The 12,626-nt window shown below is 66.4% G+C and carries 11 protein-coding genes; 5 read left to right on the top strand and 6 right to left on the bottom strand.

Annotation, left to right across the window (positions count from 1 at the left end; all coding sequences use genetic code 11):
• Positions 1–412: 412 nt before the first annotated feature.
• Both pth and D477_RS13640 read right to left on the bottom strand, forming a co-directional pair.
• Positions 413–1,000 (bottom strand): aminoacyl-tRNA hydrolase, encoded by a 588-nt coding sequence (pth, locus tag D477_RS13645; RefSeq protein WP_043847010.1) that lies wholly within the window; start codon positions 998–1,000, stop codon positions 413–415.
• A gap of 6 nt (positions 1,001–1,006) precedes the next feature.
• Complete coding sequence (locus D477_RS13640) at positions 1,007–1,627, bottom strand: 50S ribosomal protein L25/general stress protein Ctc (RefSeq protein WP_005270105.1); 621 nt, start codon at positions 1,625–1,627, stop codon at positions 1,007–1,009.
• A gap of 304 nt (positions 1,628–1,931) precedes the next feature.
• Here D477_RS13640 and D477_RS13635 point away from each other — a divergent pair, with 304 nt between their 5' ends.
• Positions 1,932–3,512, top strand: coding sequence for a polysaccharide biosynthesis tyrosine autokinase (locus D477_RS13635; RefSeq protein ID WP_005270104.1), 1,581 nt, complete (start codon positions 1,932–1,934; stop codon positions 3,510–3,512).
• Between the two features lie 221 nt (positions 3,513–3,733).
• Here D477_RS13635 and D477_RS13630 read toward each other — a convergent pair whose 3' ends face one another.
• The 3 genes from D477_RS13630 to D477_RS13620 form a co-directional block, all read right to left on the bottom strand.
• Positions 3,734–5,284: a sugar transferase gene (locus D477_RS13630; protein ID WP_005270102.1), complete on the bottom strand. Its 1,551-nt coding sequence runs from the start codon at positions 5,282–5,284 to the stop codon at positions 3,734–3,736.
• A 114-nt stretch (positions 5,285–5,398) separates the two neighbouring features.
• Complete coding sequence (locus D477_RS13625; protein ID WP_005270101.1) at positions 5,399–5,998, bottom strand: arsenate reductase/protein-tyrosine-phosphatase family protein; 600 nt, start codon at positions 5,996–5,998, stop codon at positions 5,399–5,401.
• A 57-nt stretch (positions 5,999–6,055) separates the two neighbouring features.
• Positions 6,056–6,865, bottom strand: a complete 810-nt coding sequence (locus D477_RS13620; RefSeq protein ID WP_005270099.1) for a sigma-70 family RNA polymerase sigma factor — start codon at positions 6,863–6,865, stop codon at positions 6,056–6,058.
• Between the two features lie 442 nt (positions 6,866–7,307).
• On the opposite strand from D477_RS13620, the gene D477_RS13615 reads away from it, so the two are divergent.
• The gene (locus D477_RS13615) at positions 7,308–7,814 is read left to right on the top strand and encodes a DUF2231 domain-containing protein (protein WP_005270091.1); all 507 of its coding nucleotides are present in this window, start codon (positions 7,308–7,310) and stop codon (positions 7,812–7,814) included.
• 11 nt (positions 7,815–7,825) lie between these two features.
• Here D477_RS13615 and D477_RS13610 read toward each other — a convergent pair whose 3' ends face one another.
• A complete protein-coding gene (locus D477_RS13610) occupies positions 7,826–9,574 on the bottom strand; it encodes an L-aspartate oxidase (protein ID WP_043847008.1) in 1,749 nt (582 codons plus the stop codon).
• Between the two features lie 74 nt (positions 9,575–9,648).
• Here D477_RS13610 and D477_RS13605 point away from each other — a divergent pair, with 74 nt between their 5' ends.
• The 3 genes from D477_RS13605 to D477_RS13595 form a co-directional block, all read left to right on the top strand.
• Entirely contained in the window at positions 9,649–10,644 is a 996-nt protein-coding gene (locus tag D477_RS13605) for a LysR family transcriptional regulator (protein WP_043847011.1), read from the top strand.
• A gap of 106 nt (positions 10,645–10,750) precedes the next feature.
• The gene (locus D477_RS13600; protein WP_150110126.1) at positions 10,751–11,011 is read left to right on the top strand and encodes a hypothetical protein; all 261 of its coding nucleotides are present in this window, start codon (positions 10,751–10,753) and stop codon (positions 11,009–11,011) included.
• A gap of 189 nt (positions 11,012–11,200) precedes the next feature.
• Positions 11,201–12,626 (top strand): Ig-like domain-containing protein (locus tag D477_RS13595; protein ID WP_005270087.1); only part of this gene is annotated, 1,426 nt, incomplete at its 3' end.

The following is a 12,626-nucleotide window of genomic DNA, read 5'->3' as shown; positions in this document are numbered from 1 at the left end:
CCGTTCACCTTCTGGTCCAGGATCGGGAAGTCATTGCGGATGCGCAGGACCTCGGCATTGTCGATCGGACCGGCCGAGGGTTTGAGCGTAGCGGGTGTGGACACCACAGGCACGGGAGGTGCTCCTTGGTTCGCGGACAGGACAGCGTCAGGCGATTACGCAAGACTACTTTGACCTAATCTTCCCACGATGGTTCCGCTACTTCATCTGAGCATCACCTAAATTTTCAGGCGCACACTGTCTCTGGCATGCATAAAGGGGCCGACGATGGGATGGGGGTTGGCCCAGTCTCAGAGGCCGCCCATCGTCGACCCCCGCTTATGGAGCCACTAGGCTGCGAGCGGCATGCCGCTCTAGAGGAAGATTGATACTTCCGACAATCGATCTTAGGACAAACTCGTGACTTCGTCCACTAGTTCGACGAGTGAAATTTCTGCTGGGCGGCGAGGAGGCCCTCCTCGATCAGCAGCTCGATAGCATCAGCTGCATCATCGATCAGGAAGGGCAGGTCCTTCTTCTCCGCTGCGCCGAAATCCTTGAGTACGTAATCAGCGGTGTCCATCCGTCCCGGCGGCCGGCCCACTCCAACACGGATGCGATAGTAGTCCTTGGTGCCGAGCGCCTTCGAGATATCCCGGAGACCGTTGTGGCCCCCTTCCCCGCCGCCGATCTTCAGCTTGACGGTATTGAACGGAATGTCGATTTCGTCATGCACCGCGATGACGTGGTCAGGCTGCACGCCGTAGAACTTCGCCATGGCCGACACCGGGCCGCCGGAGAGGTTCATGAAGGTCAGCGGCTTCCCGAGGACGAGGCGCGGACCGCCGGGACGCAACCGCCCCTCGACGACCTGGGCATGGGTCTTGTGGGATTTGAACGCGCCGCCGCCGATGCGGGAGGCGAGTTCGTCGAGGACCATCTGGCCCACGTTGTGCCTGTTACGGCTGTAGCCGGGCCCGGGGTTCCCGAGCCCGGCTACAAGCCAGGTATTTTCCGCCAAGGGAAGTTACTCGGCAGACTCTTCGGCCGGAGCAGCCTCGGCCCCTTCGGCAGCGGCTTCGCCTTCTGCAGCCTCTGCGGCTTCCTCGGTCACAGCAGGAGCGGAAACCGTGGCGATGATGGTGTCGGGCTCCACGAGCAGGGCAACGCCCTGGGGCAGGGTCAGGTCGGAGGCGTGGACGTGCTCGCCGACTTCGCGGCCCTCGACGTTGACCGTGATGGTCTCGGGCAGGTGGGTCGCCTCGGCCTCGACCAGGACGGTCGGGTGCTCCAGGTTGAACACGGCGCCGGCGGCAATCTCGCCCTCGACGTGGACGTTGACGTCAACCTGGACCTTCTCGCCCTGGCGAACCGTCAGCAAGTCAACGTGCTCGACGATCTGGAGCAGCGGGTTGCGCTGCACATCCTTGGCGAGAGCGAGGTGCTCTTCACCTTCGACATCCAGGGTCAGCAGGGCGTTGGCCGTGCGAAGGGCAAGGGTAGTGGCCTTGGCCGGCAGCAGAACGTGCAGCGGCTCGGCGCCGTGGCCGTAGATCACGGCCGGGATCTGCTCGTTGCGGCGGGCACGGCGGGCAGCACCCTTGCCGAACTCGCGACGGACTTCAGCAGAAAGTTTGAGGTCAGACATTGTTGTCTCCTACGTAGATTCTCAACGGAAAAGCCGGAGCTGCAGGGAAATGTCTAGAGGAATCGTCTAGCCACCGTCGATAACGGATACATCCGCGCACGCAGATGCTCCCTCGCCTAGGCAACTCCGAGAGTCTACCAGTCGCCCGCCCTCGCTGCCGAACCAGCCGCAGAAACCCTGCACCAGCTGATTCGCGGGCATGGAGGGTGAATCGAGCCATCAATGGTATTGGCGCGGAATTACTGGGTTAGACTTTAGGCTGACTTGGGGCCACACGACCGCTGGGAAGGACTGCATAAGTCTCGTGGAAATCAACCGAACCGAAGAGCAGCCACAGGGTCTCGAACTCCGTGATTACCTGCGCGTCCTGCACACTTACTGGCGTGGGATTGTAGCCATCGCCCTTGTCGTCACGCTGCTGGCATTTGGTTGGACCTTCCTCCAAAAGCCCGTCTACGAAGCGCAGTCCACGGGCTATGTCATCGCCAACGCCGGCAAGGACATCAATACGACCCTCGCGGCGGATGAGCTCGCGCGCTCAAAGGTCAAGAGCTATGCCAGTGTCGCTACGTCCCGGCCCGTGGCCCAGGCCGTCTCCGACGAGCTGGGCCTGAATCTCGCACCGGACGAGCTGATCGAGCGGATCGAGGTCGAGACCCCGCTGGACACCCCCGAATTGCAGATCACCGCCTCGGCCGGCGATCCTGCCGAAGCACGGAACCTGGCCGACGCCTGGGTGACTGCACTGGCCGCCCAGGTCGAGGAGATGGAGACTGCCGGCTCGGACGCCAAGGCGGCCGTCAGGGTGGAACCCCTCGCCGAAGCGGCCCTGCCGACTTCCCCGGTCTCCCCCAATATCCAGCTCACGCTCGCCATCGGCGCCGTACTGGGCCTGATGCTCGGCCTGGCCTACGCGCTGATCAGGAACCACCTGGACCGCCGGATCCGTTCGGCCGAGATGATCGAAAAGCAGTTCGGCGTTCCCGTCATCGGCACGATCCCCGTCGACAAGCGGATGCAGGACCACCGCCAGGTCGTCGAAACCGGGGCGATCGAGAGCAGCAGCGACCGGACGGCCCACGCCATGTCCGAGGCGCTCCGCGAGCTTCGCACCAACCTGAACTTTGTCGACGTCGACAATCCGCCGCGGGTTATTGTAGTGACCAGTTCGGTACCCGGCGAAGGCAAGTCCAGTGTGACGGCCAACCTGGCCGTCACCATCGCAGCATCCGGCAAGCGCGTCGTCGTCGTGGACGGCGACCTCCGCCGCCCCGTTGTGACCGGAATGTTCAATCTGGTGCCCGGTGCCGGTGTCACCGATGTGCTCAGCGGCCAAGCTGAACTGGAAGACGTGCTGCAGGTCTGGGGCCAGGTTCCCAACCTCGCTGTACTCGGCGCCGGACGCGTGCCGCCGAACCCCAGCGAACTCCTCGGCTCCAAGGCGATGTCGGACATGCTCAAGCAGCTCGCAGAGCACGCAACGGTCCTCATCGACGCACCGCCGCTGCTGCCCGTCACGGACGCGGCGATCCTGTCCAAGATCTCTGACGGAGCGATGGTAGTCATCAACGCCGGCAAGACGACACTGGACGAGATCGACAAGGCTTTCGGCAACCTCGTCAAGGTGGACGCACACATTCTTGGCGCCATCCTCAACCGCGTCCCGACGCAGGGCGCCGATGCCGCCCAGTACGGCTACTATGGCCAGTACTACCAGCAGGACGAAGTGGAACCAGTCCGGCGCGGCAGCCGCCGCAAGCAGCCCCGCCGCACAGCCGCCCCTGAACCGGCCGCCGAGTTCCAGCTGGAGTCCGAGGACGAGTTCAAGGCCCTGCTCAGCGGAGAACCGATGCCCGCCCGCCGCACGCCGCCCACCAGGCGATAGGCAACGGCGGCCAGGGAGCTGCCAGGAAATGAGGCCGGCGCGATTTCAAAGTCGCGCCGGCCTTATTGATTCCGCGAAAGCGCTTGCCCCTGTTACTGGTCCCGCGCGATAACCGCGCTTACGTACAGAAGCCAGCCTGCCCGTCGTCGTTCTTCGACGCCGGAAAAGACGGATGCCTCGACCGGGCTATGCAGGTCGAGGCATCCGCGGGCAAGAAGGTCCTAGTAGGCGCCGTCCTTGGCAACGACGGCTTTGACTGTGCGGGCGATGATGGTGAGGTCTCCCGCAAGCGACCAGTTCTCGACGTAGTAGAGATCCAGCCGCACGCTTTCCTCCCAGGGGAGGTCAGACCGGCCGCTGACCTGCCACAGTCCGGTGATGCCCGGGCGCACCAGGAGCCTGCGGTGGGTGTGCTGTTCGTAGGCAGCGACTTCCCGTGGCAGCGGAGGACGCGGGCCGACCAGGCTCATCTCCCCCACCAGGACGTTCCACAGCTGCGGCAGCTCGTCCAGTGAGTACTTGCGGATGAAAGCCCCGACGCGCGTGATCCGCGGGTCCCTCTTCATCTTGAACAGGGCGCCGTTGCCTTCGTTCTGTTCTTCGAGTTCCTTGAGCCGTGCCTCGGCGTCGACCACCATGGACCGGAACTTCATCATGCCGAAGCGGCTCCCCTGGATGCCCACCCGCTCCTGCCGGAAGAAAACCGGCCCGCGGTCGTCCAGCTTGATGGCAAGGGCCACGGCCAGCATGACGGGTGCCAGGACCAGCAGTCCGACGGAGGAAGCCAAGATGTCCGTGACCCGCTTCCACGTGAACTTGGCGCCTTCGAACTGCGGCATCTCCACGCTCATCAGCGGAAGCCCTTCAACCGGCTTCCAGTGGATGCGTGGGCCGGCCACGTCGATGAGCTTGCTAGCCACCACCAGAGACGTGTTGGTCCCTTCCAGTGACCAGCTCAGCTCCTTCAGGTACCGGTGTCCGTTGGCGGCCGTCCCCGCCACGATGACGGTGTCGTAGTCATGTTCCGTCACGGCGTCCATGACGCATTCAGGGGTGGCCACGATGGGAATGCTGTGGCCGCTGTCGATTGTCACAGGTTTTTCATCTGTAGGGCGAACGGCGGCACCATGCAGCCGGTAGCCCGTTTGTGGAGACTTGAAGATTTTGCCGGCCACGAACTCGACATCCGACAAGGAGCCCACGATCAGCGCCCGGTGCGTGTAGCGGCCCTTGGTCCGCTGGCGTGTCAGCCAACGGCGCCAGAGATGCCTCGTCAGGACCAGGAGAACCAGTCCGAGCGGGAGGGCGATCGCGAGGTAGCCGCGGGCGACGTCGTACTTGAGGAGCATTGCCGCAATCGCCACGGCACCGAAGGTACCGAGGGTGGCGTTGATGACGCGGCGGTATTCGTCGTTTCCCGCGCCCAGAACCGGCAGTGCCCGGCTCTGCGAAATGTTGAGCGACGCTATCCATGCGGCGGCAATGATGGCAGAAATGACCCAGTAGGCATCACCGAAGATGGAAGCGGCGAGTTCCTCGTCCGATACCCCGAAGCGCAGCACCTGAGCGAGCAGCAAGGCCAGCACGATGACGCCGGTGTCCGTCAGGGCGAGGCGCATCTTGAGCGACTTGCCCCAGTCCCTTTTCCGCTCCTGCTCTCCCGCAGACAGGGACTGCCGGGCCCTCTCCTGGAGACTCGCGGGATCGTCCGGTCCGGTTGCCTGATCAATCGTTTCGGTTAAATCGGCGGATTGCTCCACAGTTGTGCCCATCTACTTCCCCCTTGGCTCCTGCCAGGCGGGCAGAAGCATTCCCGCTGGCTAGTATACGAGGGACGGCGGCGTATGACGCCGGGCCAACTGAATGGATTACATTTTCTTCCCGAATCAGGCCATTTGGTGGTACACCCGCTCAAATTCGACCAGCCTCTCGAGCGCCGGCACGAGGTCGCGCACCATCTGCCGGTACACGTCGTCGTCCCGGCGGTACGGATCCACAATCTCGTCTTCCAGCGGGTCGGCTGCCCGGGTCTGGTGCCGCTTCAGTGCCGCGAGATGGGGCAGACGCTTCCAGCGGTACTCGACGTCGTCGTCGGACGTTCCCTCCGGAACCTCAAGTTCCGGGTCCTCGGCGACCGCATCCACCATGCGGGCCAACTCGCGAACTGTGAAGGTGCGCTTGAGCAGCCGAGGCATGAGGCTCAGGATCCGGTCCCGGTGCTCGACGCCCATGGCGAGAACCAAGTCCACATTGGTGAGGTGTGTTTCCTGCAGCTGCCGGGCGACGAAGCCGTCCGAGGATCCGCCGAGCACATGGAGCAGGCCTTCGGCGCGGGCGTCCATGGGCTTGTCGACGAGGGCCTGGATGCCGGCGCTGCGGACCTCGAACAGGCCGGGGCGGATTTCGTCGAATTTCTGCTGGAGCAGCCGCTCGGCCATGGGCGAGCGGCAGATGTTCCCGGTGCAGATGGTCAGGATGCGGATCATGGACAGAACTCTAACCCGCCGAGCGGAGTAGCTTCGCGCGCGACGTGCGCGAGTGGGTCAGACGGTGGCCGGGGTCATGCTGCCGACGGCGGCGAAGGCCGTGCGGGTGGCTGTGCGGGCGGCGACGGCGGCGAGGTAGGCCTGGTGGCGGGCCTTGGCGATCCGCGACTCCGGTTCCCGCGGTGCCTGCGTGTCGGAGTAGTGGGTGGCCATGCCGTCGCGCAGCAACCGGACGGCCTCGGCCCGCTGCTGAGAGACCGCGGAGTGGGTGGAGCCAAATTCGGCAGCCAGCTCGGTCACGGTGCGGTCATGGAAGTAGGTCTGTTCGATGATGTAGCGCATCTTCTCCGGCAGTGATTCCACCGCTGCGCGCAGATACCGGGCCTGTTCGCCGGCCAGGGCCGCCTCTTCCGGGGTCTGTGATGGCGCGGTCACCGAAACGCTCACGGTCTCATCCAGCTCGGCCATGGTGCGGGCGTCGTCGGCCAGGGCCTGGCGCGCTTCCTCCGGGCTGACGCCCAAGGCTTCTGCGATCTCTGCCGCCTTCGGGGTGCGCCCCAGCTGCCCGGTCAGGGTCTCGGCCACTGCCTGCACGGCCTTGATCTTCCGCCGGGTGTCCCGCCCGGCCCAGTCACCAGCCCGCATTTCGTCCGCGAACGCGCCAAGGATCCGACGCCGGGCAAAGGTCCCGAACTTCACCCCCTGATCCGGATCGAAGGACCGGGCGGCAGTCACCAGCGCGAGGGCGCCAGCCGATGCCAGATCCTCCCGCGAGAGGTGCGGCGCCTTCCGGCACACGTCCGAGACCAGGTAGCCGACCAACGGCAGGTTCTCCACGGCAAGTCGGTTGCGTTCTTCACGGTTCACTACTGCCTCCTAAGAGCAGAACCCGGCCTGTCGGCGCGGGTAGGGGAAAGATGAAACGTTTCGGCATCCGGGCCAACGATTCCGCAGCGGGTCTTCCGAATTGCCTTGTCACGACTCACTCAACCGCACGAATCCGGCGGGGAAAGGGATCTTATGAAAGCTTTGACCAATTCCTGCAGTAAACCTTCGAAACTCCTGTGAAAGCGTCCTTTCGTGCTGAGGAAGGCACCGCCGTCGTTCTTTCCGTTGTCCCGCTGCGGCTACCTGCTGGTCAAAAGTTCAATCAGTGGTAATCCGGGAGTAGATCAGCCACTACGGTGGCCATGCCGGAATCCAACGTGACCCCGTAATTGGGGCAACCTGAGGTGGGGACTGTCCCTCCGCAAGGATCGGTGCTTGGATGGCCCCGAGAGGTATCCGCCACTGGCCTTCAGGGGGAATTATGGAAGAGCAGTCGGCCCAGTACCGGGCCAAACAACCGCGCACCGTCCTGGCGGGACCGTACGGCCACCCGTTCCATCCGATCCTGATCACGCTGCCGATCGGCGCATGGATTTCCGCGGTCATTTTCGACATCGCGGCGATGATCACGCGCGAGCCGCAGGTGTTCGAGCGGGGCGCGGTGTGGCTGACCGGCATCGGCATCGTCGGGGCGCTGGTGGCGGCGCTCTTCGGCTTCATGGACTATTCGCAGATCGCCGGCCGAACGAAGGCGAAGAAGACGGCGACGATCCACATGGGGCTGAACCTCATCACCGTGGTGCTGTTCGTCGTTGCTTTCCTGCTCCGCATGGCCGCCGGTTATGACGAGGTGAGCGTGGAGGGCTTCATCATCAGCCTGGTTGGCCTGGGGCTGCTGTCCGCTTCGGGCTACCTGGGCGGGATGCTCGCCTACCACTACGGCGTGCGGGTGGCGGACGAGCAGACCCAGAGCGAGGGGTTCCAGTAGAGGCGGTCGGCCTACTCGACGAGCTTGCCGGCTACCGAATCGTCGGCATCGGCCTCGGCCAGGGACCGGAAGGAGTCCGGGGCCGGGGCCAGGGCCTCGAAGCTGACTCCCTCGGCGGGCGACCAGACGAAGTTGCCCTGCAGCGACGGGTCCTTCTGCGGGAAGTCCGAGCGGTTGTGGCACCCGCGCGTCTCGCGCCGCTCCAGGGCGCACTCCAGTGTGGCTCGGGCCGCGAGGAGCGAGCCCAGCAGGTCGTAGGCGTGGGCCAGGTCGTCGAACCCGGCGATGTCAGGGTGCGCGGTGACGTTCCGGGCGCGCTCTTCGAGGGCGGCCAGCTTGCGCAGGCCCTCCTGCAGTCCCTGTTCACTGCGTACGACGCCGGCGTGTTCTGTCATCAGGTTGCGCACCTCGCGCTGCAGTCGCCGGGCCGATTCGGTCCCGCGCTCACTGAGCAGTGACTGCATCTCGGTGCGGGCCAGTCCGACGGCGGCGGGGTCTCTGCGCACGTGGGTGCGGGCGGCGACGTAGTCTGCGGCGTGCCCGCCGGTGATGCGTCCGTAGACGAGCAGCTCGATCAGCGAGTTTCCGCCCAGGCGGTTGGCGCCGTGCAGGCCCGAGGAAGCCTCGCCGATCGCGTACAGTCCGTCGACGCCGGTGCCGTGGTCCTCGGGAGCGACCCACACCCCGCCCATGGAATAGTGGGCGGTCGGCGCGATCTCCATTTTCGTCGTCGTAATGTCCAGCATCTGCAGGTCGATGAGGGTGCGGTACACGCGAGGCAGCTTCTGCAGGATGACCTCGCGGGGCAGGTGGGAGACGTTCAGGTAAACTCCGCCCTTCCCGGTCCCCCGGCCCGCGGCGATCTCGGTGTACCCGGCCAGGGCGACGCGGTCCCGGGTGGAGAGCTCCATGCGCTCGGGGTCGTAGCGCTCCATGTAGCGCTCGCCCAGTGCGTTGGTGAGGATGCCGCCTTCGCCGCGGGCGGCCTCGGAGACGAGGGTGCCGGCGGCGTCGTCGGGCTCCAGCAGCCCCGACGGATGGAACTGGACCAGCTCGGCGTCCCGGATCCGCGCGCCGGCCAGGGCGGCCAGGCGGAAGGAGTCTCCGGTGTTCTCGTCGCGGCGGGAGGAGGTGTGGCGCCAGATGCGGGTGTGACCGCCGGCGGCCAGGATCACCGCGTCGGCGTGGATCTGCACGGGTGTGCCGTCCACGATGTCGAAGCCGTAGGCGCCGAAGATTGTGCCGTCGGCCACCAGCAGGCGGGTGATGTAGACGGTGTCGATGATCTGCACGTTCAGCTCGGCCGCGCGGCGCATCAGGGTGCGCTGGATTTCCAGGCCGGTATAGTCGCCGGCGTAGGCGGTACGGCGGTACTTGTGGGCGCCGAAGAAGCGCTGGGAAATCCGGCCGTCCTCCTCCCGGGCGAAGGGCATGCCCCACTTCTCCAAGTCCTCGATGCCGGCGGCCGCGTTGCGCGCCACGGTCTCGACGATGGCCGGGTCGGCCAGGAAGTAGGACTCGCGCAGGGTGTCGGCGGCGTGCTGCTGCCAGCTGTCCTCCGGGTCCATGGTGCCGAGTGCCGCGTTGATGCCACCGGCGGCCAGAGTGGTGTGGGCGTCGTGCTTGCGGCGCTTGCCGACGGCCAGCACCTGGACTCCGCGCTGGGCCAGTTCGATCGAGGCGCGCAGGCCGGCGCCGCCGGTTCCGATGACGAGGACGGAAGTGGACATCAGGCGTTCAGGGGCGTGCTGTGTGCTCATACCGACCATGCTAGGAACGCCGCTATTATGAGTCCAATGCATTGTTCTACTCATGCTGATACGAAAAGGCTATGATGAAGCTCGACCAGCTGGCCTCCTTTGAGGCGGTGGCCCGGATCGGCCACTTCACCCGCGCCGCCGAGGAGCTTTTCCTTGCCCAACCGTCCCTGAGCCGGCAGATTTCCGCACTGGAGGCCGATCTCGGCGCCAAACTGTTCCGCCGCGGACCGGCCGGAGTGACTCTGACCGACGCCGGCGAAGTGCTGCTGCCCATCGCCCGGCGGATGCTCGGTGACGCGCGGGCGGCCCGCGAGCAGATGGATGACCTCGCCGGGCTGCGCCGCGGCCACGTCCGGCTCGGTGCCCCGCCGACCCTCTGCGTCTCACTGGTCGCCGACGTGCTCGCCGCCTTCCGGACCGCGCACCCCGGCGTGGACCTGCACATCACCGAAGCCGGCTCCCGCTCGCTGGTGGACGCACTGAACGAGAACGCACTGGACCTGGCCCTGATGGTCACCCGCGGGGCGGAGCCGTCCGTGCCGGGCACCGAGCTGGTCCCCCTGCTTTCGGAGGAACTCGTGGTAATCTCGGCTGCGGGCTCACCGCTGCCGGGACCTGGGCAGGAGCAACGGGACGGGAGCCGGCGCCCGGCCGAGATCACTCTGGCGGAGCTGGCGCAGATCCCCCAGGTCGCGTTCAACCGCAGCTACGACCTCCGCCTGGCCACCGATGCGGCCTTCTCCACCAGCGGGCTCACCCCGACGATCGCCGTCGAGGGCGCCGAGATGGACGCCGTCCTCCGGTTCGTGGAACGCGGCCTGGGCGTGGCGGTGGTTCCGGCGATGGTCGTCATCGACCGCCCCGGACTGCACAGCACCCGCCTGGTGAAACCCCAGCTGACCCGCACCGTCAACCTGGCCCGGCGCACCGACGTCGAACCCTCAGCCGCGGCGGCGGCCATGCAGCAGTTCGTCTTCGATACCGTGGACCGGCTCGCTGCCCCGGGCACGGAACTCGCGCGGCTGGTTACCGCCGCCTCCCGCTCCGAGGCACGGGGCGCGGCGCGGTAACACCTGGATAACTCAGCTGCTGCTATCCCTGACGAACATCACTCACCAGGGGGAGGCACATCATGAGGGGATGCATGCGCAATGGAGCTCTCGTTGGGGAACGGCCATGTTAGGGGCAGCGGCAGCCATGCCCGGCTGGGCCTGGTGGGGCGTAGCCCTAGTCCTGTTCGCCGGCTTCGCGATGTGGCGTTCGCGCCGCCGGGTGCGGGCAGGGGCCGACGGGTCTTCCGGAGAAGCAGGCAGCGGCTGGACAGCATCTGACCACGTGGCCATGGGCGGCGTGTGGCTGAGCCTGCTCCTGCTGCTGGTCAGCGCCTTTCTTGACCTGAGCAACGTCGACCTCGAGCGGAGCCTGACCGGCCTCTGAAGTCCCCTTACTCGCGCTCCACACCGGGATCAGCGGTCCCGGCTAACACGCAGGAAACCTGTGGTCTTTGGATGACTCCCTGCAGGTTTTCTCCAAGTCAGGGCGCTTACAACGTTTCATGGCTTGTAGCTGCCAAGCCTGCGCACCGGTCTTCGCGGGGCACTCTTCACCGCAGCAGAGGGAGTCATCATGAGCACTATTTCCAAGGGGCGGCGCGGCAAGGGCCGGCTCCTTTCTTCGGTGGCCGCGACGGCCATGCTCGCGGCAGCGTTGGCACCGCTGGGAGCCCTTCCGGCCAGCGCCGACGTGGCGGCCGTGGGGCCGGTGGATCCGCAGAACGGCTTTCCGATGTGGTACTCGGACGGCAGCGTGAAGCTGCAGCTGTGCTACATGGCCGGCGCGGGCTGCCTTTCCGAGCCGCCCAACACCACGGCGCCCGCCGCCTACCCGGACAACTTCCCCGAGGAAGCCTTCTGGTTCGCGGCCGAAGCCAGCGGCGGCAACCTCGGTCTCTACGAGGCCGCGCTCGAAGCTGCGCACGTCAACGGAGTGGTGAAGCAGGGCGAGCAGATGGGCTTCGGCCGGCTGCGCTTCATCCTCGAGAACCTCAAGCCCAACGCCTCCTACACGATCACGCACCCCTACGGCGTCCACACCTTCACCTCCGAACCGGACCCGAAGGACCCCGCGCTCGGCCGGATCAAGGTCACCGTCGATGAGGGCGTCTGCGCGCCGACGGCCCCGATCCCCTGCGACTGGGCCGGTGTGGGCGCGGCCTTCCTCGGCGACTACGCCGTGGGCACCACCGCGTCCTTCCTGCGCCAGGTCGGCGCCCCAGCCGGCACGCTGGGCGACATCAACACAGCCCGCCCGGTCACCGGCGCTCCCTCCGGCACCAACGCCGTCATCGTGATCGGTCCCGACGCCGGCGGCCCCGGCATCGACACCCTGACCGTGGACACCTTCACGGTGCAGGGACTGCTGTTCAACGGCGACGACGGCGCCCCCAGCACGCCCGACCTCGCCGCGGCGAGCGACAGCGGCCGCTCCACCACGGACAACATCACGAACATTATGACGCCGGCCTTCACCGGGAGCATTCCGGGCGCACCTTCCTCCGCGGCAACAGTGGAGCTAATGCTCGACGGCGGCACCGCCCCGGCAGCGTCCGGCGCCTTGGTCAACGGTTCCTATTCGCTGCAGCCGGCCGCGGCGCTGACGCCCGGGGTGCACAAGGTGCAGGCCAGGATCGCCAATCCGGCGAGCGCGGCGGATCCGGCCGCGCCGCCGTTCCTGGTCTCCCCCACCCTGACGTTCACCGTGGACACCACCGCGCCCACGGCCTCCATGGTGGCGCCGTTCCCGTCCACGCCGACCCTGGACAACACGCCGACGCTGCACTACAACTCGAACGAGGCCGGAGCCCGCTTCGAGTGCCAGCTGCTGCCTAGCAACGCTGCGTGGGATCCGTCCTGCGCCTCGCCGATCACCTATGACGCCCAGGTGAACGGCACCTACGTCTTCAACGTCCGCGCCACGGATGCCGCCGGCAACGTCGGCCCCGAGGCGAGCCGCGCCGTCCGCATCGGCCCGGCTGACACGGTGGCCCCGACGG

The organism is Arthrobacter crystallopoietes BAB-32 (assembly GCF_000328305.2).
GTDB classification, from domain to species: Bacteria; Actinomycetota; Actinomycetes; order Actinomycetales; family Micrococcaceae; genus Crystallibacter; species Crystallibacter crystallopoietes_A.
The sequence above is the reverse complement of the archived record's forward strand: the minus strand, read 5'-3'. Positions and strand labels throughout refer to the sequence as shown.